At 47.4% G+C, this 26,825-nt stretch carries 33 protein-coding genes and 2 pseudogenes; 12 read left to right on the forward strand and 23 right to left on the reverse strand.

Features of this window, described 5'->3' with window-relative positions; genetic code table 11:
• Positions 1 to 14 precede the first annotated feature (14 nt).
• Together AC58UX_RS16275 and AC58UX_RS16280 are read right to left on the reverse strand one after the other, a co-directional pair.
• On the reverse strand, positions 15 to 566 hold the full coding sequence (locus AC58UX_RS16275; protein WP_497254461.1) for a DUF1697 domain-containing protein: 552 nt from the start codon (positions 564 to 566) through the stop codon (positions 15 to 17).
• A gap of 21 nt (positions 567 to 587) precedes the next feature.
• Positions 588 to 1,460 (reverse strand): HAD hydrolase family protein, encoded by an 873-nt coding sequence (locus AC58UX_RS16280; RefSeq protein ID WP_497254463.1) that lies wholly within the window; start codon positions 1,458 to 1,460, stop codon positions 588 to 590.
• Positions 1,461 to 1,627: 167 nt separating this feature from the next.
• Between AC58UX_RS16280 and AC58UX_RS16285 the strand changes: the two genes are divergently transcribed.
• The 3 genes from AC58UX_RS16285 (at position 1,628) to AC58UX_RS16295 (ending at position 3,685) form a co-directional block, all read left to right on the forward strand.
• The gene (locus AC58UX_RS16285; protein WP_497254465.1) at positions 1,628 to 2,401 is read left to right on the forward strand and encodes a threonine/serine exporter family protein; all 774 of its coding nucleotides are present in this window, start codon (positions 1,628 to 1,630) and stop codon (positions 2,399 to 2,401) included.
• A 6-nt stretch (positions 2,402 to 2,407) separates the two neighbouring features.
• On the forward strand, positions 2,408 to 2,839 hold the full coding sequence (locus AC58UX_RS16290) for a threonine/serine exporter family protein (RefSeq protein ID WP_497254467.1): 432 nt from the start codon (positions 2,408 to 2,410) through the stop codon (positions 2,837 to 2,839).
• 150 nt (positions 2,840 to 2,989) lie between these two features.
• Complete coding sequence (locus tag AC58UX_RS16295; protein ID WP_497254469.1) at positions 2,990 to 3,685, forward strand: class I SAM-dependent methyltransferase; 696 nt, start codon at positions 2,990 to 2,992, stop codon at positions 3,683 to 3,685.
• A 14-nt stretch (positions 3,686 to 3,699) separates the two neighbouring features.
• Here the strand turns inward: AC58UX_RS16295 and AC58UX_RS16300 are convergent, their stop codons facing one another.
• The 8 genes from AC58UX_RS16300 to AC58UX_RS16335 form a co-directional block, all read right to left on the reverse strand.
• Positions 3,700 to 4,119: a hypothetical protein gene (locus tag AC58UX_RS16300; protein ID WP_497254471.1), complete on the reverse strand. Its 420-nt coding sequence runs from the start codon at positions 4,117 to 4,119 to the stop codon at positions 3,700 to 3,702.
• A gap of 86 nt (positions 4,120 to 4,205) precedes the next feature.
• On the reverse strand, positions 4,206 to 4,553 hold the full coding sequence (locus AC58UX_RS16305; protein ID WP_497254473.1) for an ASCH domain-containing protein: 348 nt from the start codon (positions 4,551 to 4,553) through the stop codon (positions 4,206 to 4,208).
• 89 nt (positions 4,554 to 4,642) lie between these two features.
• Positions 4,643 to 4,816: a hypothetical protein gene (locus tag AC58UX_RS16310; protein WP_497254475.1), complete on the reverse strand. Its 174-nt coding sequence runs from the start codon at positions 4,814 to 4,816 to the stop codon at positions 4,643 to 4,645.
• Between the two features lie 101 nt (positions 4,817 to 4,917).
• Positions 4,918 to 5,919, reverse strand: coding sequence for an aldose 1-epimerase (locus AC58UX_RS16315; protein ID WP_497254477.1), 1,002 nt, complete (start codon positions 5,917 to 5,919; stop codon positions 4,918 to 4,920).
• Positions 5,920 to 6,112: 193 nt separating this feature from the next.
• On the reverse strand, positions 6,113 to 7,600 hold the full coding sequence (gene araA / locus AC58UX_RS16320; protein WP_497254479.1) for an L-arabinose isomerase: 1,488 nt from the start codon (positions 7,598 to 7,600) through the stop codon (positions 6,113 to 6,115).
• A 30-nt stretch (positions 7,601 to 7,630) separates the two neighbouring features.
• Complete coding sequence (locus tag AC58UX_RS16325) at positions 7,631 to 9,310, reverse strand: ribulokinase (protein ID WP_497254481.1); 1,680 nt, start codon at positions 9,308 to 9,310, stop codon at positions 7,631 to 7,633.
• An 84-nt stretch (positions 9,311 to 9,394) separates the two neighbouring features.
• A complete protein-coding gene (locus tag AC58UX_RS16330) occupies positions 9,395 to 10,498 on the reverse strand; it encodes a GntR family transcriptional regulator (RefSeq protein WP_497254483.1) in 1,104 nt (367 codons plus the stop codon).
• 68 nt (positions 10,499 to 10,566) lie between these two features.
• Positions 10,567 to 11,409 carry a helix-turn-helix transcriptional regulator gene (locus AC58UX_RS16335; protein WP_497254485.1) on the reverse strand — a complete coding sequence of 281 codons (843 nt, stop codon included), beginning with the start codon at positions 11,407 to 11,409 and terminating at the stop codon, positions 10,567 to 10,569.
• A gap of 112 nt (positions 11,410 to 11,521) precedes the next feature.
• On the opposite strand from AC58UX_RS16335, the gene fabF reads away from it, so the two are divergent.
• From fabF to AC58UX_RS16350, 3 genes and pseudogenes are all read left to right on the forward strand, one after another.
• Positions 11,522 to 12,757, forward strand: a complete 1,236-nt coding sequence (fabF, locus tag AC58UX_RS16340; protein ID WP_497254487.1) for a beta-ketoacyl-ACP synthase II — start codon at positions 11,522 to 11,524, stop codon at positions 12,755 to 12,757.
• 124 nt (positions 12,758 to 12,881) lie between these two features.
• Positions 12,882 to 13,019: pseudogene (locus AC58UX_RS16345) on the forward strand (beta-ketoacyl-[acyl-carrier-protein] synthase II); the annotation flags it as partial.
• Between the two features lie 122 nt (positions 13,020 to 13,141).
• Positions 13,142 to 13,279: pseudogene (locus tag AC58UX_RS16350) on the forward strand (beta-ketoacyl-[acyl-carrier-protein] synthase II); the annotation flags it as partial.
• Between the two features lie 172 nt (positions 13,280 to 13,451).
• On the opposite strand, the gene AC58UX_RS16355 reads toward AC58UX_RS16350, so the two are convergent.
• On the reverse strand, positions 13,452 to 13,922 hold the full coding sequence (locus tag AC58UX_RS16355; protein ID WP_497254489.1) for a CBS domain-containing protein: 471 nt from the start codon (positions 13,920 to 13,922) through the stop codon (positions 13,452 to 13,454).
• Positions 13,923 to 14,067: 145 nt separating this feature from the next.
• Between AC58UX_RS16355 and AC58UX_RS16360 the strand changes: the two genes are divergently transcribed.
• On the forward strand, positions 14,068 to 14,970 hold the full coding sequence (locus AC58UX_RS16360) for a LysR family transcriptional regulator (protein WP_497254491.1): 903 nt from the start codon (positions 14,068 to 14,070) through the stop codon (positions 14,968 to 14,970).
• A 41-nt stretch (positions 14,971 to 15,011) separates the two neighbouring features.
• On the opposite strand, the gene AC58UX_RS16365 is transcribed toward AC58UX_RS16360, so the two are convergent.
• The 3 genes from AC58UX_RS16365 to hrpB are packed head-to-tail and all read right to left on the reverse strand — an operon-like array spanning position 15,012 to position 18,505.
• Entirely contained in the window at positions 15,012 to 15,275 is a 264-nt protein-coding gene (locus AC58UX_RS16365) for a hypothetical protein (protein WP_497254493.1), read from the reverse strand.
• The gene (locus AC58UX_RS16370; protein WP_497254495.1) at positions 15,268 to 15,987 is read right to left on the reverse strand and encodes a lipase family protein; all 720 of its coding nucleotides are present in this window, start codon (positions 15,985 to 15,987) and stop codon (positions 15,268 to 15,270) included. Before AC58UX_RS16370 ends, AC58UX_RS16365 begins: the two co-directional genes overlap by 8 nt.
• Before the next feature lie 34 nt (positions 15,988 to 16,021).
• The gene (gene hrpB, locus AC58UX_RS16375) at positions 16,022 to 18,505 is read right to left on the reverse strand and encodes an ATP-dependent helicase HrpB (RefSeq protein WP_497254497.1); all 2,484 of its coding nucleotides are present in this window, start codon (positions 18,503 to 18,505) and stop codon (positions 16,022 to 16,024) included.
• Positions 18,506 to 18,667: 162 nt separating this feature from the next.
• Here hrpB and AC58UX_RS16380 point away from each other — a divergent pair, with 162 nt between their 5' ends.
• Together AC58UX_RS16380 and AC58UX_RS16385 are read left to right on the forward strand one after the other, a co-directional pair.
• Positions 18,668 to 18,922, forward strand: a complete 255-nt coding sequence (locus AC58UX_RS16380; RefSeq protein ID WP_497254499.1) for a YpbS family protein — start codon at positions 18,668 to 18,670, stop codon at positions 18,920 to 18,922.
• A 14-nt stretch (positions 18,923 to 18,936) separates the two neighbouring features.
• Positions 18,937 to 19,101, forward strand: coding sequence for a hypothetical protein (locus AC58UX_RS16385; protein WP_497254501.1), 165 nt, complete (start codon positions 18,937 to 18,939; stop codon positions 19,099 to 19,101).
• 65 nt (positions 19,102 to 19,166) lie between these two features.
• On the opposite strand, the gene AC58UX_RS16390 is transcribed toward AC58UX_RS16385, so the two are convergent.
• The 3 genes from AC58UX_RS16390 to AC58UX_RS16400 are packed head-to-tail and all read right to left on the reverse strand — an operon-like array spanning position 19,167 to position 20,404.
• Entirely contained in the window at positions 19,167 to 19,802 is a 636-nt protein-coding gene (locus AC58UX_RS16390; RefSeq protein ID WP_497254503.1) for an NUDIX hydrolase, read from the reverse strand.
• A 22-nt stretch (positions 19,803 to 19,824) separates the two neighbouring features.
• Positions 19,825 to 20,079, reverse strand: a complete 255-nt coding sequence (locus AC58UX_RS16395; protein ID WP_497254505.1) for a DUF2164 family protein — start codon at positions 20,077 to 20,079, stop codon at positions 19,825 to 19,827.
• Positions 20,080 to 20,092: 13 nt separating this feature from the next.
• Entirely contained in the window at positions 20,093 to 20,404 is a 312-nt protein-coding gene (locus AC58UX_RS16400) for a Dabb family protein (RefSeq protein WP_497254507.1), read from the reverse strand.
• Positions 20,405 to 20,573: 169 nt separating this feature from the next.
• On the opposite strand from AC58UX_RS16400, the gene AC58UX_RS16405 reads away from it, so the two are divergent.
• From AC58UX_RS16405 to AC58UX_RS16415, 3 genes are all read left to right on the forward strand, one after another.
• On the forward strand, positions 20,574 to 20,750 hold the full coding sequence (locus AC58UX_RS16405) for a hypothetical protein (RefSeq protein WP_497254509.1): 177 nt from the start codon (positions 20,574 to 20,576) through the stop codon (positions 20,748 to 20,750).
• Between the two features lie 162 nt (positions 20,751 to 20,912).
• Positions 20,913 to 21,902, forward strand: a complete 990-nt coding sequence (locus AC58UX_RS16410) for a YpdA family putative bacillithiol disulfide reductase (RefSeq protein WP_497254511.1) — start codon at positions 20,913 to 20,915, stop codon at positions 21,900 to 21,902.
• Positions 21,903 to 22,033: 131 nt separating this feature from the next.
• Complete coding sequence (locus AC58UX_RS16415) at positions 22,034 to 22,342, forward strand: hypothetical protein (protein ID WP_497254513.1); 309 nt, start codon at positions 22,034 to 22,036, stop codon at positions 22,340 to 22,342.
• Between the two features lie 61 nt (positions 22,343 to 22,403).
• Here the strand turns inward: AC58UX_RS16415 and AC58UX_RS16420 are convergent, their stop codons facing one another.
• The 6 genes from AC58UX_RS16420 to AC58UX_RS16445 all read right to left on the reverse strand — a co-directional run bounded on the left by AC58UX_RS16420 (position 22,404) and on the right by AC58UX_RS16445 (position 26,740).
• Complete coding sequence (locus tag AC58UX_RS16420; protein WP_497254515.1) at positions 22,404 to 22,970, reverse strand: DNA-3-methyladenine glycosylase I; 567 nt, start codon at positions 22,968 to 22,970, stop codon at positions 22,404 to 22,406.
• A gap of 81 nt (positions 22,971 to 23,051) precedes the next feature.
• Positions 23,052 to 23,855 carry a TatD family hydrolase gene (locus AC58UX_RS16425; protein ID WP_497254517.1) on the reverse strand — a complete coding sequence of 268 codons (804 nt, stop codon included), beginning with the start codon at positions 23,853 to 23,855 and terminating at the stop codon, positions 23,052 to 23,054.
• Positions 23,842 to 24,618, reverse strand: a complete 777-nt coding sequence (locus AC58UX_RS16430) for an ABC transporter ATP-binding protein (protein ID WP_497254519.1) — start codon at positions 24,616 to 24,618, stop codon at positions 23,842 to 23,844. The genes AC58UX_RS16425 and AC58UX_RS16430 overlap by 14 nt, the downstream gene beginning before the upstream one ends.
• Before the next feature lie 19 nt (positions 24,619 to 24,637).
• A complete protein-coding gene (locus AC58UX_RS16435; protein WP_497254521.1) occupies positions 24,638 to 25,405 on the reverse strand; it encodes an ABC transporter permease in 768 nt (255 codons plus the stop codon).
• Positions 25,405 to 25,695, reverse strand: a complete 291-nt coding sequence (locus tag AC58UX_RS16440) for a thiamine-binding protein (RefSeq protein ID WP_056621187.1) — start codon at positions 25,693 to 25,695, stop codon at positions 25,405 to 25,407. Before AC58UX_RS16440 ends, AC58UX_RS16435 begins: the two co-directional genes overlap by 1 nt.
• 28 nt (positions 25,696 to 25,723) lie before the next feature.
• The gene (locus AC58UX_RS16445; RefSeq protein WP_497254523.1) at positions 25,724 to 26,740 is read right to left on the reverse strand and encodes an ABC transporter substrate-binding protein; all 1,017 of its coding nucleotides are present in this window, start codon (positions 26,738 to 26,740) and stop codon (positions 25,724 to 25,726) included.
• Between the last annotated feature and the right edge of the window lie 85 nt (positions 26,741 to 26,825).

The raw sequence follows: 26,825 nt of genomic DNA on the forward strand, positions 1-26,825 counted from the left end.
GAGTTAAATCGAGGTTACTCCCCCGCTCCCCCCGCCAACTGAATCAACTTGTTCACCGTTTCCCAATTCCGAGTAGTTGCGGCAACGCCTAGCTTCTTCTCAATAAAGTTATTGCTGAACTTGGATTCACCGTAGTTTTTACGAATTAACAAGTACACGGTTAGACCAAGTACCTGATACTCGTCCACTTCACTCTGTGCAGCATTCAACTTAGCAAGCGCTGCTTCCGTCGGTGTGCCACCAAGAAACGTAACGTATCTTTGCTCATTTTCTTCTTCATTCACTGTCGGATACGGCGTGCTCGATACCACCTCTCGCAACTCCGCCGGAGTACGGATGATGACAGGGATGTCTAACGTCAGCTGTTCCTTCAACTCTTGGACGATGCGATCACGCACAATCGCTGGGTCTTCTTCCTCAGCATTAAAGATGACATTCCCACTCTGGATATAAGTGCTTACATTCGTAAACGCCATCGATTCGAATAGCTGTCTAAGCCGATCCATTTTAATGATTTTCTGCCCACTGACATTAATTCCGCGCAGCATAGCAACATATCTCGGCATCGCTAACCCTCCTTTTTCAACTTACATGACCTCATCTGCAAATAACCCACCCAATCGAGCAGCTATATACCCAGCAACGCCATCCTCATCATTACTCACGACAATTTCATCCGCCAACAGCAAAATCTCAGGATGCGCGTTCGCCACAGCCACTTTATGCCCAGCCTTAAGGAACATCCCCGTGTCATTCAGGTTATCCCCGAAAACCGTCACCTCTTCGGACGAACAACCAACAAGCTCCGCCCATAAGCGCAAGCCCATCTGCTTATTGGCTTCTGGATGACTAAATTCAAGGAAGTAGTGCCCTTCTATGTAATTATCCTTCATCAATTGGATATGAACCTCAGATCCTAACAATTCTTGGGCGGCAGCCTTCAGCGGTAGAAGCTCGTCCAGCAACCCGATATATGTCAGAATCAGCGTACGCAGTGAATCGGAACAGCTAACCACCTCAACCTCTTGAAATCTTGGATCATTGAGCCGACTTGCATAGAACTGAACATCCCCCGTGCGTACCAGCTTCTCATGAATGACACGCTCGTTATCCTGATCATCAAGGGCAAACAACAACGGCGTCAACCCACACGTTTTCCCCATAGCAACAATTGCATTCGTTCGTGCACTATCCAACCAACGTCCGTCTAGTACCCGCTTCTGAATCGGATCAAACAACATCTCACCATTATACAAAACGATCGGATACTTCCACGGGATTTCGGAAGCGACAGCCTGTGAACTCTGATAGTTCCGAGCCGTCGCATAACTAATAACTGTTCCCTGCTCAAGTGCTTCAGAGAGTACTTTTACTGTAAAATCTGATGGTTTCGCATGAGAGCGCAGCAGAGTTCCGTCCAAGTCCGTCAAGAAATAGTCTTTTTTCATAAACAAGCTCATTTCCGGGCCCCCTCCAACTAGCTAATGGTATTTCTTCCCATGTATCCAGGAATTATAGCATAAACACAGCCGCTCAGCCCGATTCCGTCGACTCATTCATTTTCAAAATATCCCAATATGAATTATACTTAGGTCAATTACTTTACTGGAGAAAGGATACGGATCCCATGGCGCAGCCTGCAGCGACGAATTATGAAATCGCACAAGTGTGTTTGCTCGCTGGTAAAATTATGCTGGAAAACGGTGGCGAAACCTACCGTGTGGAAGATACGATGACCCACGTTGCCGAAGCTTTCGGCATTCCGAATTCGCATAGCTTTGTTACGCCAACTGGCATTATTTTCTCGATCGACGGACCAGAACAAACAACACGACTCATTCGCATCTCCTCTCGATCAACGGATTTACGGAAAGTCACCGTGGTTAATGCCATTTCACGCAGAATTAGCCAAGGGGAGCTTTCGCCTACCGAAGCGTATCAAGAGCTTGAAGCCCTAAGCACCGATAAACGCAGATATCCCGCATGGTTGCAGGCCTTAGCCGCAGCGATTGCGAGCGGTTGTTTTCTCATTATGTTTCAGGGTCAGTGGTCAGACTTCTTCCCTGCTTTACTTGCTGGTGGCTTGGGCACGATTTCCATCACGTTCTTCCACAGGTTAGTCCCGATCAAATTTTTCGCCGAATTCCTCGCGTCGCTCATTATTGGACTTATTGCCTATTTAACGGTCAAAATAGAGCTCGGTCATAATCTCGATACGATTATTATTGCCTCCGTGATGCCGCTCGTGCCGGGGCTGCTAATTACCAATGCGGTGCGCGATTTAATGGCAGGCCATTTCGTATCTGGCGTTTCAAAAGGAGCCGAAGCCTTCTTGACCGCTTTTGCCATCGGGGCGGGAATCGCCTTTGTATTGACCTTTTATCCAGGGAAGGGGTTCTAATCTAATATGGAAATGTTCGAACAGCTCATAACCAGCTTCATTTCGACTTCCGCATTCGGCATCATTTTCAATGTACCTAGAAGAACCCTTGTACAATGTGGTTTTGTAGGAATGATTGGATGGATGCTTTATTTCTCATTTCAAAAAGCGTATCTGGATCCCATCTTAGCTACGCTCATTGCGTCCTTTGTAGTGACCATTATTAGCCAGTTTTTTGCGAAAATATATAAAACACCCGTCATCGTTTTCAGCGTTTCCGGGATTATTCCGCTCGTTCCTGGTGGACTAGCTTATGATGCGATGCGTAATGTCGTGCAAAATCACTATGACGTCGCTGTTCAGTTGGCTGCGAAAGCTTTCTTGCTCTCGGGTGCGATTGCCATCGGTCTGGTTTTCTCAGAGGTCATTAACGTACTGTTAAGAAGGACAAGAACTTAAATCCGCCAATCTCACCCCAATAAAAATTTGATCTTTCATAGTTTCAACCTATAACTCCATCACGAATAACTCTTGGATTTTTTACCAACTGCCCTTTACACTAAGTGTACAGAGACACTAACCAAGGATAGGAAATGGAGCTGACCACACATGAACAACACCGCAAACCATCACATTGGAACGAAATTCGATGAAATTGCCCAAAAATACGATAGCCAGCGTAGAAAGCTGATCCCTTGCTTCGAGGATTTTTATAATACGGCCGCTTCTCTTGTCCAAGTAGACCATGAAGCTCCGCGTATTCTCGATTTAGGCGCTGGGACAGGGCTTTTTTCTTCCTATATGCTGCGCATGTACCCACAAGCGAGATTAACCTTAATTGATCTATCGACCGGTATGCTGGACATTGCCAGAGAAAGATTTGAACAGGCAGAAACTACGGAGATGAGATTCCTTGCTGGGGATTACACAACTTTTGAGGATGCCGAACCTTACGATGCGGTGATCTCTTCCCTATCCATTCATCATTTGGAGGATGCAGATAAACAAGCTTTGTACGCTCATATTTTTCATCTGTTAAAGCCAGGTGGGGTATTCGTGAATGCAGATCAAGTGTTAGGTCAAACACCTTTTCTCGATAGCCTATACCGTTCCGACTGGGTCGCTAAGATCGAAGCAACGGATCTCACCCAAGAAGCACTGCAAGCCGCCTACGAGCGGACCAAGCTGGATAAAATGGCTCCATTAGATGCGCAGCTTGGCTGGCTTCGCGACTCCGGCTTCGAGGATGTGGACTGTGTTTACAAGTCCCATAATTTTGTCGTGATGCTGGCGAGAAAGCCATAAACTCTCAACAAAAATCACCAGATCATCGGCTTCGACACCATGAACCACATCATCGCAAGCGTAATGATCACATACAGGATCAAGGCTTTGCGAAGCTTATTTACGAGTAGATTACGATCCTCGTGGGGGGCCTTCAACTGTCGTAGAAGCGGTGAGAATGCACGTGCGATGAAGTATAACGAAGCGACCATGATCAGGACTGTCGCGACAATCCAGGAGGTTTTCCAACTCCATGCCGTGACCCAAGTCAGGATAATGCCTGTCACAACAAGCACATGCCCAGCATGCTTCGTTAGCCGTACTGTAATTCGAAAAGGCTCTAAGTAATCAGGAAGCTGCTCGAATGGCGCTCTGCGAATAAGGGCAAGTAACGGAAATAGGACGAAATAAGGACCAATGCTTAACACAACGCTAAAAATATGAATATAAAGCATGACAACATACCAAGACAAATTGATCATCCGTTCTATCAGGAATGAGAATAAACCGTGTGAATCTAGGATCCACACGGTTCTTTGTTTTATTCTGCTTTTTGGAATTCGTGTACCCAGACTTTCATCTGTGGCAGCCACGGCATACCAGGGTGCATAGCAAGAATGCTGTCGCGATACTCATCTACAGTTTCGTGACCTTCCATTTTTGCATGCTCAGCTGTAAGCTCACCAAGCGCTTGTTGGTATACATTGGTTACTGTAAAAGCTGTGCCCTGCAAGTCCATCGTTTCACCGATATCCGCATAACGTCCATTACGACGACAAGCTGTTTTTTGGCCAGCAAGTACTTTACTTACTTCGGCTTCTTTCGTTACAAGTCGATCGATGGAACACGTTTTTGGCGGTAAAGTTTCATTTACGTTAGTTTGACTCATGATAGTTCCCTCCTTTTGCCAGTGTTTATTATAGCGAATCACATTCGCTTTGTCGAACTGAGGCGTTTATTCCGATCTGGCAGCCCAATTTATTCGTATAAAGCTTCCCTCAGCTTTGTGGACATGCTCTCCATGGAGCCTGAAGCTGGAGGCTTAACGCCGCGCAGACGCGCGATTTCCGCCTTCAATCTTTCATTTTCAAGTGTTAGCGCATCAACCTTAGCTTCAATTTGCTCGCGATCTAAATGATCCCACTTCCCCATTCTTACCCCTCCTAGTATGAAAATACCCCCTCCTCACAAGTCGATCATCCCATCGGATTCTCTCCATGCATCAAAGGGGGTGGTTCGCAACCGATTATTTCTTATTTCGAAGCTTTAATGACATATAAGCGTGCTGTCTCTTCCCACACTTCGCCAGGTTCCAAGGACACTAGCCCGATTTGATCTGCCGGCAGATTCACATTCGGCGCATTGACCAAGTTCATTTGTGGCTCAGGGCAGAAGAAGCCTTCTGTTTTGCCATTGTTCCAAATCATCCACTGCTTGTACGAAGTTCCTACATCATAAACGAGTTTGATCCCTTCGCGCGCATCTGTCAATGCCATGAAGTTGCGGCTATTTTGCGGAACACTCGTGTAGTGATTATCCATGCCTTCAAAGAACGGCGACAGACCGCCGACTTTCATCTTCTCTTCATCCGCGGATAGCGCTTGATACTCGCCTGTTGGCAGCATGCGCTCGTTCAATGCCCAACGCTCGCCGATTGTCATTTGGAATGTATAGTCGGAAGGCTGGCTGTTGACCGCAAAAGGCGCATTAATTGTCGTATGGAACGCTAACAAGCACGGCATCGCTTCATTGCCTTCATTATGTACGGAAATTTGCTGATGCAAACCTTGCTCATTCAAGGTATAAATCAAGCGAATCGTAAAGTCAAAAGGTAAAAATTCATGAACCGAATGTCCTTCACGCACACGTAAAGCAAGTGCAACGCGGCTTTCCGTGCCATCGCTGCTGAAATTCTCCACGGCCCATGGAATATTGTGTACAAATCCGTGCAAATGATTGCCTGTCTTAGGTTCATTCACCGGAAACTGGAATACTTTCCCATTCCACGGGAATTTGCCATCCTCATAACGATTCGGCGGGAACAATACAGGAATGCCATGAACGATTGGACGCTCTTTGAACGCTTCCATTTCTTCCAGAGCCGGCTCACGCAAGAAACGATATTCTTTCTCTATATCACGAAAAGCAATCAGATTTGCACCGACATCTGGCAAAACAACCGCTTCATAACGCCCAGCTTGCAGCCAAATTGCTTGTTCACCATTGTACGTTCCTTCATATGCTTTGGTAGACATCCTCTTCATTCTCCTCCTAATAACTAGCTACTTCTATCCAAAATGTGGACAGGCTTATTTGATTTTACTTTAGCCGATATTTCTCAAAGAAGTCAATGGACATAAAAAGCTTTTATATAGACAAATATGACATTCGGCATTCGATAGAAAAACCTGAGGCTGAATGCCTCAGGTCCTAAAGACTTCCTGTTGATTAGCGTCTCCAAACTGCATCGTTCCAGCGAAGCTCATTACGGAACTGGAGTGGTGAAGTATTTTTATTAATGATAACGACTTCGATGCCAGCCAGCTCTGCCCAATCTACAAGCTGCTCCGTGCTCACTGTGTAAGAGAACACCGTGTGATGAGCGCCGCCTGCATAAATCCAAGCTTCTGCTGAATCGTTCAAGGAAGGCTGCGGCTTCCACAACACGCGTGCAACAGGCAGCTTCGGCATATCTTTCACTGGTTGAACTGCATCCACCTCGTTAATCAGCAAGCGGAAGCGGTTGCCCATATCGATGAGGGAAGCATTCAATGCGGAGCCTGAAGCACCGTCAAAAACAAGACGCGCTGGATCTGCTTTACCGCCAATGCCAAGCGGGTGAACTTCGATTTTCGGACGAGTCGCCGCAATCGTCGGACAAATTTCAAGCATATGTGCGCCTAGCACAAGCTCATTGCCTGGCTCCATATGATATGTGTAGTCCTCCATGAAGGACGTTCCTTTGTTGTTTGCGATGATTTTCATCACGCGCAGCAACGCCGCCGTTTTCCAATCACCTTCACCGCCAAAGCCATAGCCCTGCTCCATCAAGCGTTGAACCGCAAGACCTGGCAATTGCTTAAGGCCATGCAAATCCTCAAACGTCGTTGTGAAAGCACCGAAGCCGCCTTCTTGCAAGAAGCCTTTCAACCCAAGCTCAATACGCGCTTGTTCACGAATGGCATCACGAATAGGTCCCGCTGTGCGGCCTTCAGGTGTAATGTCGTATGATTCATTATATTCATCCATAAGTTGATCTACTTCAGCTTCAGAGATATCCCCAACACGCTGAACAAGATCACCTACACCGTAGCCATTGATGGACCAGCCGAATTTAATTTGCGCTTCGACTTTATCGCCTTCTGTTACGGCCACATGACGCATGTTGTCTCCAAAACGAGCAACCTTCAAGCTGCGACCTTCCATGAACGCCACGGCCGTACGCATCCAGCCTGCAATGCGATCAAGCACAGCAGGATCTTCCCAGTAGCCGACTACCACTTTACGAGAAATTCCCATGCGAGCGCCAATGAACCCATATTCACGGTCACCATGCGCAGCTTGGTTCAAATTCATGAAATCCATATCAATCGTTTCCCATGGGATATCACGATTGAATTGTGTGTGCAAGTGAAGCAACGGCTTGCGGTACTCCGAAAGACCTGCGATCCACATTTTTGCCGGAGAGAACGTATGCATCCAAGTAATAATTCCCGCACAGGAATCATCCGCATTCGCATCTAGACACAGTCTACGAATGGCATCCGGTGTAGTTAGAACTGGTTTGAACACAAGCTTGCTAGGGATCACTTCGGCACGATCAATACCTGCTGTGATTTGTTTGGAATGCTCATCTACTTGAAGCAGTGTTTCAGGTCCATACAAATGTTGACTGCCAGTGACAAACCAAAATACTTTTTCAGAAAAAGGGTTCATAGCTTAATGCCTCCTAGGATATTGGGATAATTAATGACGGGCTTCTTCACGAATCGAGCGAAGTCGTTTCATCACATCATTGTCACCGCGACCAAAATAGTCATGCAGCTTGCTATACTCTTGGTATAGCTTTTCGTATACAGCGACGTTTTCCGCAATGGGCTTGAACGTTTCTTTACGCACACGCGCCATTTGCTTCGCGGCATCCACGATGCTGTCATAACCGCCTTTGTCCGCTCCCGCAGCTACGGCTCCGAACATAGCAGCTCCAAGCGCTGGCGTTTGTTTGGAATCGGCAATTTTAATTTCACGGTTCGTAACATCTGCATAAATTTGCATTAGAAGGCGATTTTTTTGCGGCAGACCGCCACACGCGTACAACTCTTCAACCTCAACCCCGTTGCTATGAAAAGCATCGACAATTTTGCGAGTTCCGAAAGCTGTTGCTTCCAGTAGAGTACGATAAATCTCTTCCGGTTTTGTCAGCAAAGAATAACCTAAAATAAGTCCATTTAACTCTGTATCGACTAACACCGAACGGTTACCATTCCACCAGTCCAATGCTAGCAAGCCCGTTTCACCTGGTTTGTAAGCGGATGCACGACGTTCCAACCATTCGTGGACATTGATGCCTTCCTCAGCTGCAGCCTTCTCTACATAAGCAGGAATACCTTGTTCCACATACCATGCGAAAATGTCACCAACCGCAGATTGCCCTGCTTCATATCCTAAGTAGCCTGGAATAATGCCGTCTTCTACGACGCCGCACATGCCTTCTACTTCTTTCTCTTCTGTACCAAGCAGCATGTGACAAATGGATGTCCCCATCGCCATGACTAACTTGCCTGGAGTCACTACGCCAACACCAGGTACTGCCGCATGCGCATCCACATTACCCACAGCAATCGCTGTTCCCGCCGCTAGCCCCATGCGCTCAGCCATTGCAGCGGTCAGCTCTCCAGCTTTTGTACCTAGAGCAGCAACATCACCGCGAAGCTTCGTAGCCGTTACATCTTCCAGGCGAGGATCCAACGCTTTAAAGAAATCTTGGCTTGGATAGCCGTCTTGCTTATGCCAAATGGATTTGTAGCCCGCTGTACAGCTGTTGCGTACGATTTCGGCTTGACCTGTCATTTGAGAAACTACCCAATCTGCCGCTTCCAAGAAGCGATCAGCCTGGTCATAAATATCAGGTGCTTCGTTCAAAATCTGCCAAACCTTAGCGATCATCCACTCGGAAGAAATTTTACCGCCGTAACGTGGCAAGAAAGCTTCCCCTCTGCTCGCCGCAATCTCATTGATCAAAGTCGCTTCATCTTGTGCTGCATGGTGTTTCCAGAGCTTTACCCAGCTATGCGGATTCGCGGAAAGCGCGGGTTGGAAACAAAGCGGTTGACCTTCCTTATCGATCGGGAGCATGGTACATGCCGTGAAATCAATCCCCAGCCCGATAATATCCGCAGGATCTACACCAGATGCACGTACAACTGCAGGAACCGATTGCGTTAACACATCGATATAATCTTGGGGATGCTGTAAAGCCCAATCGTACTCTAGTTTCACACCGGAAACCGGCAGTTTCTCGTCAATCACATTGTGCGGATACGGCGTAACGTGATCTGCAACCTCAGTGCCATCACTCAAATCAACCAAAACCGCACGTCCTGATTCCGTTCCATAGTCAACACCAATCGCATATTTCTTCGACATCGTGGGCCTCCTTCAAAAGTGAACATGATTCTTGGTTTCAGTATATCACTTGTACGTACAAGTTGACTACCCTAAATTTTTAAATTAGGAAATGCGCATCGTTGACTCACGAATTATTAATTCTGGCTTGTACACTTTTCCTGTTTCACTGCCGCTGGCACGCTTATTCTCGATCATATCAATTAGAATACCAGCTGCGTCACTCCCAAGCTCCGTCTTAGGATGGGAAAGCGAAGTCAACTTCACTTCAGTTGCTGTGGCAAGAGTGGAGTCATCAAATCCAATAATGGAGACGTCCTGCGGCACTTGCAAGCCAATTGTACGTACAGCTTCAAGCAGATGAATCGCAAGCTCGTCATTGTAACAAACGAAGGCCGTCGGGCGTTCCTGTACCGTACTGTGTTCAAGCATTGCAACGGCGCTTGCATACGGTTTTTGGCGCTTCTCCTCTGTCGTATAATGAATCACGTATTCCGGCAGCAGCGGGATCTGGTAGTGATGATGCGCACGAATGAAGCCTTTTAACCGATTCACACCTTGTAAATCATCTGTTTTGAAAAAGCCCGCTAACCGCCGATGCCCAAGCTTAATTAAATGCTGAGCAGCCTTAAATCCACCTTCTTCATCATCCACGATTAAAGAAGGACAATTCATCTCGGGATACCGCTCGTTAATCATGAGATACGGAATATGCTGGTAGTCCAAAGCCAAATAGTAACTCAGATTTGGGTTCCCCTCTGCGCTCTTGGTGGGCTCAATAATAAGTCCGCTGAGGGGCTGACTCATCATCATATCCAGACTTTCTCGTTCTTTTGCTTTGTCGTTATCTGTTGAAGAGAGCAGCAATCTATAGCCTCGCGCCCGCAACGCTGCCTCTGCTCCTCTCACAATATGCGGAAAAATATAGTCAGAAATATAGGTCGTCAGGATACCTATCGTTTGTACATCGCGTGATTTTTGCGTTTGCGGCGTAGAAACGAACGTTCCTTTGCCTTGCATGCGGTAGAGCCAGCCTTCTTTCTCCAACTCGCCGAACGTCTGTCTTACCGTTTGCCGACTCATTTGAAACTGCTCGGCAATCTCGTTTTCCGATGGCATTTGATCATTAGGCTTAAGTCTTCCGGTATGTAACCAGGATAAAATTTCCTGTTTTAATTGTTGGTATTTCGGTAATTGCTTATCTTTCATGCTTCACCTCAAGGCTTTGATTGTGAACGTATTATACCATTCTGTTAACTTGTATGTACATATTTATGCTACTCGTTTAATTTACTCATCAGTAGTCTGATTTTCGTATCAGTATCGGACCCGATGGACGGGGTATACACACTGCATCTCAGATCCGTTCTCCCTTGCACCTGCAAGGTTGTGAGATCGAACAGCATTTTTCCCACCTTAGCATGTCGAAATTCAATAAAAACTTCAGGCGCAGAGCTAACATCACCCTCATTCCACAAAGCACGAAATTCTTTGCTCCGCTCACTTATTTCCTCTATAAACTCGCTATACCAGTTATCTCCTACATACTGTCCATAATAAGAGCGAAACATCGCCAAAAAACCTTTGGCAAAGTCACTCCAGTTGACCGCCAATGCTTTCAATTCTTTCCGTGTAAAAAGCAGCCATATCATATTCCGCTCCCCCTCCGGGAGCTTAGCAAAATCTAGAAAAACAGCCGCAGCTGCTTGATTCCAGCCAACGATATGGCATCTGCGATCAGATACGATCGTCGGACAATCATGAAGCTCCGTCAAAATCCGGTTCAAAGCCGGGCTTATCGTTGGTATCTTATCGACAAAAGTCGTAGGCGCTGGTTGCTCAAGGGCTAACATGAATAAATATTGCCGTTCATCCTCATTCAACTGTAAGGCCATCGCAATTCGATCAAGGACTTGTACGGACATTTTGATGTCGCGTCCCTGTTCCAGCCAGGTATACCACGTCGTGCTTACGCCAGCGATCGCAGCGACTTCTTCTCGACGCAAACCTGGCGTACGCCGCCTGCTTCCGCCTACTAATCCAACTTCATGCGGTTGAATGCGTGACCGATGTGCTGTTAGAAAGTTGGATAATTCATGGAGTCTTTCCTTCGTGTTCATGCGTCTGTTGCCTCCTCAGCCTAGTATCATAGAAGCCATTATACCAGTATAAACGGTAACTTGTAATAGGATACGTAGTGTGACATTCTAAGTAAAAAAGGAGGACGACGCGATGAAACGTGTGGTTATTACAGGTATGGGAGTCATTACACCTATAGGAAATCAGGTAGAGACATTCTGGGGAAATTTGATTGCGGGGAAATCTGGTATTTCTAAAATAGAGCAGTTCGACACATCGGATTACAAAACAAACTTCGCTGGCATTGTTCGTGATTTCGATGCGGAAGCCGAAGTTGGTCGGCGCGAGGTGCGCCGCATGGATCGATACTGCCAGTTCGCTGTTGCCGCAGCCAAACAAGCTATCGATGACGCTGGGCTCGTAATCGACGCCTCCAACGAAGAACGCGTTGGCGTCTATATCGGCTCTGGCATTGGCGGCATTCAAACGATCTTGGACAACTATCGAACGCTGCTGTCCAGAGGGCCAAGCCGCGTCAGTCCGACTGTTGTTCCGATGATGATCGCCAACATGGCGGCAGCGCAGGTGAGCATCCTATACGGTGCCAAGGGGCCATCCTTAGCTCCCGTCACCGCCTGCGCGACGGGAAATAACGCCATTGGCGAGGCTTTCAAGCTCATCCAGCGCGGAGGCGCAGATGCCGTTATTGCCGGCGGCGCCGAAGCGACGGTCACCGACCTCGCGCTAGCGGGCTTCGGCAATGCAACCGCGTTGTCGACGCGCTGTGATGCGCCGGAGCAGGCGAGTCGCCCGTTCGACGCGCAGCGTGACGGATTCGTCGCCGCCGAAGGCGCTGGCGTGCTCGTCCTGGAGTCGCTCGAGAACGCGGAGCGACGCGGGGCTCGCATCCATGCCGAGATCGTCGGCTATGGATCAACCTCGGACGCCTACCACATCGTGGCGACCGATCCTGAAGGCTCGGGGGCTTACCGAGCCATGCGCGAAGCGCTGGTCGATGCAGGGATCGACGCGTCGGAGATCAACACCATCAACGCGCACGCGACGAGCACCGTCGCGGGAGATCTCTCCGAGACGCTGGCGATCAAGCGTCTGCTTGGCCGCGGCGCATACAACGTGCCGATCAGCGCAAACAAGTCGATGATCGGCCATATGCTTGGCGCCGCCGGCGGTGTCGAAGCCGTCGCGCTGATCAAAACCTTACAAGACGGCCTCATTCCGCCGACCATCAATCTGGACAATCCAGATCCGCAGTGTGATCTGGATTACGTCCCGCACGTGGCGAGGCATGCGGAGCTGCAGTATGGGTTGTCGAGCTCATTTGGCTTTGGCGGGCATAATGCGGTGTTGATTTTGAAGCTTTTTGGGTGAGGGCAGTATACGAACCTCGTAAATAGGTCGATGACAAAAATGAAATATTGTCAGTTGTAAATTGATACTAGGCAAAAATAAGAATCGATATACTTTCTCCCCCATCAAGTGCAGGTTGGAATCTTTGGACAATCCAGATCCGCAGTGCGATCTGGATTACGTCCCGCATGTGGCGAGGCATGCGGAGTTGCAGTACGGGTTGTCGAGTTCATTTGGCTTTGGCGGGCATAATGCGGTGTTGATTTTGAAGCGGTTTGGGTGAGGGTAATATACTAACCACGTAAATAGCTCGGGACAAAAATGACATATTGTCAGTTGTAAAATGATACTAGTCAAAAAAATAAATCGATATAGTTTCTCCCCATCAAGTGCAGGTTGGAATCTTTGGACAATCAAGATCCACAGTGTGATCTGGATTACGTCCCGCATGTGGCGAGGCATGCGGAGTTGCAGTACGGGTTGTCGAGTTCATTTGGCTTTGGCGGGCATAATGCGGTGTTGATTTTGAAGCGGTTTGGGTGAGGGTAATATATAAACCACGTAAATAGGTCAATGACAAAAATGAAATATTGTCAGCTGTAAATTGATACTAGGCGATATTATCAATTAATTAATATAGTTTCTCCCCAATAGCGTGCCGGCTACAAATCCTAGACGAACAAAAAACCGTGCAGAAGCGCGGTTTTTCGTTGTACTACCCTATTTCAAGTTTCTCTGTATAGATGTGACGTATGAGATCAGCGCGACTAATTACGCCAACTAGGACTCCATTGCGTTCCACAGGCACTTTTTTTATCTGTTTTTGAGCCAGGATTGCTGAGACTTCCTCAATGTTGGTATCCGTCTGCACCTTGATCACTTTACGTTTTGCAATTTTCATGATACTCATTTGTCTGATGTGATTACAACGAAAATCAAAGGGATCGCCATTTTCAAAATAATTGACCATAAAAAATCCATTATCTATCACTTTAAGATGATGCTTGCCGATCATTCTAAGAATATCTCCATCACTTACAAAACCAACGATTTCATTGTAGTCGTTAACGATTGGCAAAGAGCTGATCCTGTACTTGATAAGCTTGTCAATCGCATCTCCGACAGAATCATGTTCTTTTAACTTATACACTTGCTGGGTCATAATAGTCATTGCCGACGTTTCCATGTCCGATTTCCCCTTTACGAAAATATATGACCCAAGTGTCATACATACGTTGCAAAAACTAGTATAACTCACCCTTTAAAATAAATAAAATTAATGTTAATTAGTTTATCATTAGTTATACTAATGCTATAAAGGAGCAAATTTTATGAAACTAGAACAGATGCACTACATTATTGAAGTCGCAAAAACGAAATCACTAACGATCGCTGCGAGCAATCTAAACGTAACACAATCTGCGGTTAGTCAGTCGATTGCTAGTTTGGAATCCGAGCTAGGACTTCCGATTTTTAATCGTTCACGTACAGGTGTTGTCCCTACGAAAGAGGGCATGAACATCATACAAACCGCATTGGAAGTCGTAACTAAACTGCAGGAAATGAAGGAAAGAGTATTACGCTTATCCCAAATGATGCAAGCAGAATTGCGAGTAGCATCTCTACCAGGGGTAATGAGTTCACTTGTGAGAACTGTTTCCAGCTTTAAAAATGATTACCCCGATGTGTCTTTCCGAATTATTGAGGGTTCTTCCGATGTTATCTTGCAAGAAATTAAACAAAACAACATTGATTTAGGATTGGTTGGACTAAGAGGTGAGTCGACAATTGAGGCTGGATTGAGTTTCGATTGTATTTGGAAGGGGAAAATCGTTGTCGGGGTTTGGAAGAACTCACCGCTAGCAGCCAAAAAGAAAATCACGCCTATTGACATGCAGAAATGCTCTTTTGCTTTGTACGATGAATCGTATCTTCATGATTTTATGCATCACTTTTCTGAACATCATGGCGCACTACCGATTTTATTTAGGAGTAATAACCCAAATGCGATAGCTACAGCCTTGAAAGAAAACCTTGCAGCCACCATTGGTTATGATTTTTCATTTTTTGATAGTCCCTATGCCTTGAGTGGAAATCTGGTTATGCTCGAGATCGAGGATGTGGAGCAAGTGCCGATCCAACTAGGATGGGTACGTTCAGGATTGGATAAAAATGCTCAAGTATCCAACCTTTTTAGACAACAATTTTTAAAGCATTTTCAAATAAAACAATAACGACAAAAAGCCGCGCTAACCAGCGCGGCTTCCAATGATATTTACTTCGCCAACGCTTCCCGCGCCGCATCTACAAGCAGATCGAAATGCTCATCCTCTTCGAGCAGCTCTTCTACTGCCTCAATATCCTCTTCTTTACCAGATTCATTGAGGAAGTTCAGGGCATAGCTCCAATCATTTTTCCCCTTTGGGTCATGTAGCGTAATTTCATACGGATGCTCATGGCCTTCAACTTTAAACTGAACATGCCCGAGGTAGCCATCTTCCTTGCTGTGTTCCATACTTGCTTTCAAAATTTCAATCATCTTCAACATCCTTTTCAAGTGTTTGTAGCCATGTCCAGATTGCGTTCATGGTCGTTTGTAAATTGGTTGCATTTTGCCATATGTAGGGATTGTGATCTCTAAAATAATCAGCATGACTCCCAATAAGCGGGAGCTTGAGCTGGTGTAACGGCGCATGTTTCACACGGTTCCAGCCGTGGATGCCTAAACGTGTTCGGCTCCACCCGCCCCATGTTCCCAACCGAGGAATGGGATCTCTCGCTTGATTATGCGGATTCGCAGCATGTACGTACAGTACTTTATTTTTGAAAATAGCCGGAATCGCACACCTCGGGGATCCAATTTGGATCACGCCGAGGATCGTATGTCCCTCACGCGCAAGCTCCTCCGCCGCCATGATCGAGGCTACAGAACCAGCACTATGTCCGATGAAAAGCAGCTTTTGCCCATGTTTCATCGTTGCTTGTACGAATTCGCGTAAGCTTTTACCGCCGTAGACGGATTTCATCCGATGTGCGTTATGCCACATATCTCGGATAATTTCTTGCAGCTGCCCTCGCTTCGAACGTTCCCAATCGCCGTATGGAAAGTGAACATACACACGCACATGCTTACCAGCCTGTACATATCGCGAAGCAAGTTTATCTGCAAAATCATCCAGGAAATTCGACGCGGTTGCAAATCCAGCTGAAACATAAATTATGATGTCCGCGGTATCAGCGTGACTGGTCATGACTTGCTTTCGTTCCCTTCTCGGATAAATGGGTTCAAGTTCTTGGCTTCGCTCGGTTCGTCGGAATCGCCGCCATCGGATCGTCAGGCCAGTAGTGCTTGGGGTAGCGGCCTTTGAGATCTTTTTTCACTTCGAAGTAGGCTTCCCGCCAAAAGCTCGCCAAATCCTTCGTCACCTGCATCGGCCGCTGAGCCGGAGATAACAGGTGTAGGGTTACGGGCACCCTACCTTTCGCGATTCGAGGGGTATCTGCTAACCCAAACATCTCTTGCAGACGCACGGATAAAGTCGGTGATTCCATGTTGCTATAATCAATGGGGATTCGCGACCCGCTCGGCACTTGAATGTGCGTAGGCGCCCACTCGTCTAACGAACGGCGCTGCTCCCATGTTAGCATTTCTTCTAATAGGCTTGTCAAGTTGAGGCGGCTTAAAGCTCCTTTGCTTTTCACCCCATACAGATGCGGACCTGCCCACTCCTCAAGAGTCGCTAGTAACGTTTCGTCGCGAAGATCGGGCCAATTCTCCGTAAAACGGTGCAAAAAGATACTGCGCTCCTGAAGCTGGCGCGCGGAACGCGACCAAGGCAGCACGTCCAAGGATTCCGCTCGAATCCCTGTAAGCAATGCTTGCAGGACGAGATCCGGATTTGGATCGTGCAGCGGTTTGTCTTTCAGTGTGAGCGCGCCGAGCTGCCACCGTTCTCTCGCTCGCACGGAGCCCACTTCACCATCCCACTCCACTACTTGTTCTTTGCGGATATGGTCTTCAAAGGCGGTGAACAGCTGCTCCTCTTCGAGCGGAGCAGCGAGATAAATCCGGCTCTCGATGCCGCTGTCGTCCAGCTCCGCTGCGACGATGTACCGCTCATTCGAGAGCGGCTGCAGCTCTGGCAGCACGGCCCCGCGGCCGTTCGCTAGCGTAAACCGCCCCGCCGACCGCCGCTGCGCGACGCGGTCGGGGAAGGCGAAGGCGAGCAGCAGCCCGCTCGCCTCTGCATTGCCCTCGCTCGGCTTCACCCCGAGCGACTGCATCAAGACCTTGGCCTCCGCCGCGATGCGGCGACAAAGGCCAAGGTCCACCCCCTCGCGCGCGTCGCCACGCACGGCGCGCTGGAGCACTTCGATGCGGCTGCGCACATCCGCATCCCGCTCGGCGGCGCGCATGAAATCGCGCTCGCTCAGCATGACCGCGAGCTCGCACGCCAGCGCGCCGAGCTCAAGCGGGATGGCTTGCAGCACCATGTGCGCAAGCCGCGGGTGCAAGCCTAACGCCGCAACACGCTTGCCGTGCGGCGTCAGTACGTTGTCGTGCAGCGCGCCGAGCTGCACGAGCAGTTCCTGCGCCTGCTGGTACGCAGCAGCAGGCGGCGGGTCTAGCCAGACCAGCGCAGCGGGGTCTGGCGCGCCCCAGGCGGCAAGCTCCAGCGCCAGCGGGGCGAGATCGGCTTCGCGGATCTCGGGCGTAGAGCTCGGCGGGAGCTGCCGGTGCTCGGTCTCGGTCCATAGGCGGTAGCACACGCCTGGACCGAGACGCCCTGCCCGGCCTCTGCGCTGATCCGCAGAGGCGACTGACACCGGCACCGTCGTCAGACGGGTCATGCCGGTGCGGGGCGAAAACCGCGGCACACGCATAAGGCCGCTGTCGATCACGACCGTGATCCCTTCGACCGTCAAGCTGGTCTCCGCGATGGACGTGGCCAGTACGACTTTGCGATGGCCTGGCTCACGGGTGGCCGCCAGCGCTTGGTCTTGGGCCTCTATCGTGAGATTCGCATACAAAGGTGCGATCTCCACTTCTTGACCTAATCGCAATGCTGCAATTCCATTCGCGACACGATGAATTTCCGCTGCACCTGGAAGGAAGACTAGCAGGCTTCCATCTTGATCTCGTAGTGCCTGCGCAACACTTGTAACAACTGCATTCTCTATTCTTCCAACTACTTTATTTGGAAGATAATGCGTCTCGACTGGAAAGGTTCGGCCTTCACTTTCAATGATCGGAGCTTCATCTAACAAAGCAGAAATCTCATTGGCTTCTATGGTGGCCGACATGAGCAGTATTCTTAAATCCTCACGAAGCAGTGTTTGTGATTGCCGACACAGAGCAAGTCCGATGTCTGCATGCAAGCTGCGCTCATGAAATTCATCAAAAATAACGATACCCACCCCATCCAAGGCAGGATCCTGCTGCAGCATGCGTGTTAGGACACCTTCTGTGATGACCTCAATACGGGTGTTCTGTCCGACCCGGGTATCATTTTTCACGCGGTAGCCAATTGTCTGACCGACTTCCTCACCGAGAAGCCTAGACATATATCTTGCTGCAGCGCGAGCAGCTAGTCTTCTAGGTTCTAGCATGAGAATCTTTTGACCTTGTAGCCACGGGGCATCCAATAGTGCTAATGGTACCTGCGTCGTTTTGCCTGCGCCTGGCTGCGCAACAACAATCGCACAGCTGCGTACTTCTAACGTATCTACGAGTTGTGGAAGTATTGCGGTAATCGGTAACACATTCATGGGTTTCACTCCGAGCCTACCTTCTAATTAATGCCATCAAATATGCATGCCATGAATGAAAGATCACGATTTGTTCATCTGTTTTCTCCTTGGAAACCTGTTCCTTCGCAATTCAATCGTGTATACTAGAAGACAATCTAGTCACTAAAGGAGAACTTTAACATGAATGTACATGAAGCGATTTCCAAACATTCGAATGCACAGCATTTGCATCTTGTTCGTTTTGCTGAGCTTGATGCACAGCGAGAGCACGCCATTGACACGGCTGTCGACTTGTGCAAACGCGGGCTGCCTTTTAACGTTGATAGCATCAACGCCATTACGGCCCAAATTATCGCCCATGCCCAAAAAGGTATTTCTCCGCTCCGTTCCCTCGTAACCGAGGATATGGTTCGTGATTACGTAAACAAAGGGTAAGGAGATACATTTGCATGGGTGTGCTAACTTTTATTTCAATGCTTATCATGGGATCCGCCTTCAGTGCGGGATTCTTGCTTTTGTTTAAGAAAAAAACGGCATGGGGAATTACCTGCATCGGGCTTTCCATTGTGTGCTACATCGCTTATTACTACATTGCGAGCACCTATTTCGTCTAATTAAATAAGCGCTGCAAGAACCGATCAGATTCTCTGAGTCGGTTCTTTTTCCTGCTTACGCATAGTTATGTCCAACCCTGCTCCTCCAACTTCTTAAAAAGAAGTTCAAAATAAGCCGTAGGATGCGGCACTACATCCTTCAATGAAATCGGCCATTCTACATCTATGTATTCGCCGTTCCTACTTCTTTTAAAACCAGTTGCTGCAATTTCTACTCGTTCACCGCGAATGAGTTGTTTAAAATCAGACACGTTCACCGCAAATAGCCCGCTAACTTCATCAGGTTGAAGCACGTAACTCTTCAAAGCTTGATCACAGCGATAAATGAACATATGACAATACTCACGGTCGATCAGGTTATCCGAAATGAGATCCTCTTCCGCAAACATGCCGCAGTGAATTAAGTCCTCGAAAGCAACGGTGAGCCCTAACTCTTCCACCAGCTCCCTCGTCCCCTCAATGATGGTTTCACCCGCTGCAAGATGTCCTGCACAAGAGATATCGAGTAGATCTGGGAATAAATCTTTATCCGGATGCCTTAACTGTAACAGCAGCTTCGGCACTTTTTCTTCCAGGCTGACAATCCAGCACTGAAAGGTCTGATGCCATAGACCCTTGGCATGAACCTCGGAGCGAGGCGCCACGCCAAGCCAATTCTTTTGCTCATCAAACACATCAAATAGCTCTTCAGACTTCTTCATTTCACGTTCCCACTCCAATCCACTATCTACGCGTACGCTTTGTAACCTTCATGGCATACAGATCATCTTCCAGCACGCTCATGCGATCCCTCACGCCTTTGAGTGCATCCTCGATAGCTAAATTGTAAATAGGTGCCGTTAGCTGCTGCAGCATGTAGTCAATCAATTGCTCTGCGGCAATCTGACCTACTGTCACACCTAATTCCACATCCAAATGCTCCTGCAGATCGCTGATTAAAGCGTCTTTTTCATCCTTGGGCAGTTTAAGAACTTTCATAGAGTACGCACTCCTATTTTTCGAATACTTTAAAGTCAATTTCTTGGAAAGAACTAACTTCTTTTAACCACCGCTCAGCCACGTATTGGGTATGTACAGGGTGCTGATTATAGGCATCATACGCAGCTTGATCCGCAAATACCATGGAAAATCCATAATCATACTCAGCTTTCGCGCTCACTTGACGGAGTACTTCAAATTGCTCTACTCCTGGAATTGTTGTCAGCTCATCTGCGCTGATTTTCAGGAATTGTTCCGCTGCAGCGTTATCCTTACCTGTATGCAATTTGAAAACAACCATATGCTTAATACTTGTCGCTGACATCCGTATGATCTCTCCTTCTTTTACCATCTTCGCTTATTATAGCGGATTTTGTTGTTAGGAACTATATTGACTCACACCCTTGCCTTACCATACCTAAAAAGGGAATAAAATCCTGCATGCCTGTGCACATTAACGAAGTACTTTAAATCAGAAGAAAAGGAAGTGCCCTATGGAAAATAAGAAACATGAAGGCAATTATACAGGAACAACGAATATGAATGCGGAAAATCAAGATATGGCTTTCGTGAATGATACGCTGGAAAACGCGCCAAGCACGAGTTCCATTAATCTAGCCAAGGACGATATTAGTGAAGACAATGAAGAAAACCAACTGAACCAAAAATAATCGGCTTCATACATATAGAGCAGTCCTCTCGTTCCTTCTTAGGAGCTTGGGGCTGCTCTATTTTCGTTATTTCGACTTATTTTCAGCGGCAATCGAACTTGGCATCTCCTACCACGTGCGCTACTATAGACTAAAGAAACTGGATTTGAGGAGGTTGTTACTGTGGAGCAAGTGATTGTGATTGGTGCAGGGCCTTGCGGCTTATCGGCAGCCGTTGCCTTGGAACGCGCAGGTCTGTCACCATTACTCATAGAGAAAAGCTGTATCGTAAATGCCATTTATTTATATCCTACGTATTTGCAATTTTTCAGTACGCCTGAGCTGCTAGAGATTGGCGGCTATTCCTTTACGACTCCGCATGATAAACCTTACCGCCAGGAGGCACTGGTTTACTACCGTGAAGTCGCTCGCCGAGAGCAGCTGCGAATCCGCTCCTACGAGGAAGCTGTTCTCATTGAGCAAGTTGAAGCTGGCTTCAAGGTTCACACGTCCGATCAGTTTGGCAATAAAGCGACTTACGATACGCTCAAAGTTGTTGTCGCTACAGGTTATTTCGATCACCCTAACTTGCTCGGCATACCTGGGGAGGAACTTCCGAAAACGACGCATTATTACAAGGAAGCCCATCCTTATGCTGGAGCCAAAGTCGCGATTATCGGTGGCAACAATTCAGCTGTGGATGCTGCCATGGATTTACTACGTGTTGGTGCAGAGGTGACTGTCGTCTATCGTGGAAAAGATTTCTCGGCCAATATTAAACCATGGGTCCGTCCCCTGTTTGAAAGCATGGTGAGCAAAGGCCGAATCCAGATGTTGTTTGACTCGCAGGTCGAACGAATTGACGAACACACTGTATATGTGCGAAAAGGAAGCGAACACGTCACTTTAGCAAATGACTTTGTGCTTGCTTTAACCGGCTTTCATCCAGACCGGCAGTTGCTTACGGATATTGGTGTTCAATTTCATGAAAAAACCAATGCGCCTGTGGTCAACCCAGCGTCGATGGAAACGAATATTCCCGGCTTATATGTTGCAGGCGTTGTCGCTTCATCCAAGTATGATGCGAACGAAATCTTCATCGAAACAGGGCGATTGCACGGACTTTCCATTACCAAACATATCATTGCTAGCCAAAACCATCAATCAATGTGATTGGTGGTTTTTTCATATTAATTCTATGAAAATATTTCCTTTTTTTCATAGTTCCCTCTTCCATTACGAACACTTGTTTGCTATAATGAAAACAAGAACAAACGTTCCAATTAGATGAGGAGGTTGTTAACATGATGAACCGCAGTCACAATTTTCGTTTTATCGAGAGAGATTATTGGTTCCAGAAGGCATTGTGTGACGCCACTGAACATCTTCTTCCTGAACAGATCGATACCATGCTGGACGAAGCTCACTCGCACTATGCCGACTATACGTTCAAGTTTTATGACGATGGGTCGGTAACGATCATAGATAACGACACGAACAACCGGATTAAACCAAGAGAGCTTACAGGTGCTGTTTATGATTTCTACATTCGCAAACGGATCTATATGATCAAATTCAATTTAATAGAAAAACAACTCCAACATGCCAATTGAAGCACAATAAGGCCATCTGACTCGGACGATTCGTCCCATCAGATGGCCTTATGTTTACCTTCTAGTTATTTTCGTTGTGATAACAGAAACATGTTTGTATGTGATCATTGACCATGCCCACAGCTTGCATATATGCGTAACAAATCGTTGAACCGACAAATTTGAAGCCGCGCTTCTTTAAGTCCTTGCTCATGCGATCTGAAATTTCCGTTGTGGCAGGTAGCTGTCGGCTATCCTCCCACCGATTTTTCATCGGTTCTCCGCCTACGAAGCTCCAGATGTACGTATCGAACGTACCGAACTCTTGTTGAACTTTAAGAAAGGCTTTCGCGTTCTGGACAACAGCGGCAATTTTTAAGCGATTTCGCACGATGCCGGGATTTTGAAGCAATTCCTGCAGCTTTGCCTCATCATAATTCACGATCACATGCGGATCAAAGCCATCGAACGCTTCTCGATAATTGGCTCTCTTCTTCAAGATCGTATACCAGCTTAAGCCCGCTTGCGCACCTTCTAAGTTCAGCATCTCAAATAAAACACGATCATCATGAACGGGAACACCCCATTCGTGGTCATGATAATCTTGATATAAAGGGTCTTCATTCACCCAACCGCAACGATTTGTCATGTTTTTCTTTCACCTCATCCAAATATCGAACATTTGTTCTATTTTATTATAAGGCGAATACGAACACTTGTCCAGTTGGATTTAGCGTTGGTCTGACCTTGACAACTGATAAAACCGGCAAGTGTTGCCCAGTAAAATGGTTGCCGTTTCTTGTACGGTTAATCCTTTCAACTCGGCAATTTGCTTGGTGACGGCATGAACCATACGAGGATGTGTCTCTTGACCTGCGAATGGCCCCTCAAATGGCCAAGGGCCGTCTGTTTCGACCATCATTTGCGCTAATGGATATGTACGAACAAGCCCTCTAATCTCCTCTTCATAGAGAACATCAGGCGTGATTGAAATGTAATAGCCAGCGTTTATCATTCGCTCCACCGTTTCGTCTGGTCCTTTAAACCAATGAAAATGTGCGTTCTTGATGCTGTATTTCGCAAGTAAGTCACATACGATTGCGGCATCTTCATACACCGCATGAAGCACAACAGGCTTGTCCCATTCGGCAGCTAGCTGCAAGAATCGCTCCAGCAGGCGAATGTACGGCGCCAAGTTAAATACTTGACCCGTTGCTTCCACCTCTTGTCGCATATAGTAAGGCAGGCCAATTTCGCCAACCGCGATCATTTCACTTGCATGTTCACGCATCCAGTTGATTAATGCTTCCAACTGAGCATCCGTCGGTATTTCCTGCTCCGGATGAAACCCATACGCCGCAAAGACTCGGTTTGGCGCGAGTAACTGCAATCGCTTCGTGTCCTTACAGGATTCTAGATGTCTGGACACCGCGATCAATGCCTGCACCTGAGAAGCTTCTAAATCCGTTAGGATCGACTGTGCGGACGCTACCGTATACATATCGAGATGAATATGTGCATCAATGGCTTGCATCGTTTATTTTCTCCCGTCTTAGAAGCCCTTGAATATGCTGCCTGAGTGTTAGAAATGCCGGATCCTGCAGAACTGCTTCCTGTCGCGGTCTTGCAAATGGAACCTTCAGCTCTTCTATAATACTTGCTGGCTTATTGGAAAGCACATAAATACGGTCAGATAGAAATAGCGCTTCCTCGATACTATGCGTCACAAATAGAATAGAACGTTTATTCTGCTCCCAAATGTCTAATAGCCACGCCTGCATATCCTGCCTTGTTAGCGCATCTAAAGAGCCAAATGGCTCATCTAAGCACATGAGCTCCTGCGGGCTTAACAAGGCTCTTAAAAAGGAAACCCGCTGCTGCATCCCGCCTGACAGCACGTGAGGGAGCTCTCGTTCATAGCCGCCTAATCCGACCTTGGGCAGCCATTCTCTGGCTTTGGCGATCGCCGTATCGCGCGACTCACCAGCCACTTCCTGCCCCAGCGCCACATTCTCCTCAATCGTGCGCCATGGGAACAAAGCCGGCTGCTGCGGCATGTAGGAAATTAACCCTTTTTTGCCTGTCACCTTCTCGCCGTCCAGCCAAACCTCCCCAGACATCGGCTGAACGAGTCCGCCAATAATATGGAATAATGTACTCTTACCGCTGCCAGAGGGGCCAATGATGGAAACAAACTCCCCTTGCTCGACTTGCAGCTGAATATTGGCAAGCACGGAAACGTGCCCTTTTTTGTTTGGAAAACCGTGCCCAATTCCTGTTAGCTTTAATTTGCTCATGAAACAGCGCCTCCTTTCCTTACGAAGAACGTTTGACGTTCCAACGAATGACGAGCTTTTCGATCCCAGCAATGAGCCAGAAAAAAAGCAGGCTCAGGATCACGATAATCCCGATGGCCACAAATTCACGATCTGCTCGGAAGGCTGATTTTTGTAAAATCATATAATAGCCAAGCCCCACATTTCCGCCCAGCCATTCGGCAATGACAGCTCCCATTACACTGTAAGTCGCTGATATTTTAAGCCCGGTAAACAGAAATGGTAATGCGTGAGGCAGCTCTAATTTATAAAAAATTTGGCGTTTCGAAGCGCCAATCATTTGCATGTAGTTATACATGGTGCGATCGGTTTGCATAAAGCCATCTAATGTTGACATCGTCACAGGAAAGAAACAAACAAGTGAAATTAAAATAATTTTAGGTAAAAGACCAAAACCAAATAAAATGATCAACAGCGGACCTAGTGCGATGACAGGGATATTTTGCGAGAGGATCAGCAGCGGATAGAAGCCTGCTTTCACGAACGGCAGCCTATGTAAGCTACTTGCAACAAGAATTCCGCCAAGTGCTCCCACACTGAAACCAATACACATCAGACGGATAGTTGCCCACATATGCATCCACACACGCGGCATATCTGTCGTGCCGTCACGCCATATTTTAAGAGGGCTCGGAAGCAGCCAATCGGCCGTTCCTCCCCATGTAACCGCAAACTGCCAAATAAACAACAGAAGGATGACTACCACGAGTGGCGGCCATCCTGCTTTGATCCAGCGATGGATGTTCATTATCTGTATTTCTCCGTCAACTTGTCCATCGAAGCGCCTGACGGATTGAAGTAGATTTTCACTTGCGAGATGACGTTCGGACTTCCCATATCGATCATCGCGGTATTCATATCTTGGATAATCAATAAAAGCTGATCCAGCTCGCCTTCCATTGTCGTTTCCAGCGGGGACACGAAATATTTGACACCAGACTTCGCGATCACTTCAATTGCACGGTCTACGTAAGGAATTACGTCTTCCCCATTCACCGTTTTGGGAATGATTTGAATACTGACAAGCGCATTAGCCATTGGAATTCTCCTCTTTTAGCCTATTTGATTATTTCGTGCTTCCCGGTAAAAATGAGTTCGTAAATGCCGCATCCACATCCAGCTTTTTCTCTAAAAGCTTGTGATCAAGCATCCAGGTTGCGTAGTTTTCCCACACGGATTTCTTTTGCTCGCCCCAGCGTGCTGCATCATCCTGATAGCGTGGGCTTAACCATTTTTGACTAGCGACGACTAGCTTAGGATCTAGATCAGGAACAGCTTTGATCAAAATGTTAGCCGCATCTTCTGGCTTGGATATCGCATATTGATAGCCTTTCGACGCCGCAGCTACGAATGCCTTAACTATTTCTGGCTTCGAAGAGATCATCTTCTCATTTGTCGCCAGAACCGGTGTATAATAATCCAGTTTATCCGAATACTTGTTTAAATAAATCATGTTGAGCGGCTCACCGCGAAGTTCTGCGTCAACACCTGTCCAAGCGTAGTAAATCCAAGCAAAATCAATATCGCGTTTGACTGCAGTAAAATAGTCCGCGTCGCCGATATTCACCATTTTCACTTTCTTCGGATCTGCTTTCTCGGATTGCATCAACGAATCGATCATGGCACTCTCAGAAGGAGCTCCCCAGCCGCCGTATGATTTGTTCTCAAAATCCTTCGGAGTTTTGATGTTCTTCGCAACCGGTGAAGCAAAGCCTGATGTATTATGTTGAATAACTGCTGCAATCGAAACTAATGGCACTCCTTGAACCCGGCCTTGCGTAATACTTTCTTGATAGCTCACACCAAACTCAGCCGCTCCAGAGGCGATCATCGTATCCGCTCCGCCTTCACCTGGCGCTATAATCTGAACGTTCAAACCTTCTTGCTCAAAAAAACCTTGATCCTTCGCCACATACAGTCCTGTATGATTGGTATTCGGCGTCCAGTCTAGAACAACCTTCACATCGGTTAGCTTTTTAGCCCCATCTGTCGGTTGTGCGGACTTCGTTGCATTGTTGCCGCAGCCCGCCATGAAAACGGTCAAGCTGACAAGTACGAGTGGTGCGATTTTATTCCATTTCATTGCTGATTTCCCTCTCCTCTTTCTCTATGTAACCATAAGAAAAAGCCCCCGTTATCCGGGAGCGCCATGTGTAGAAAATGATATT

It is taken from the genome of Paenibacillus sp. J22P90 (assembly GCF_059692195.1).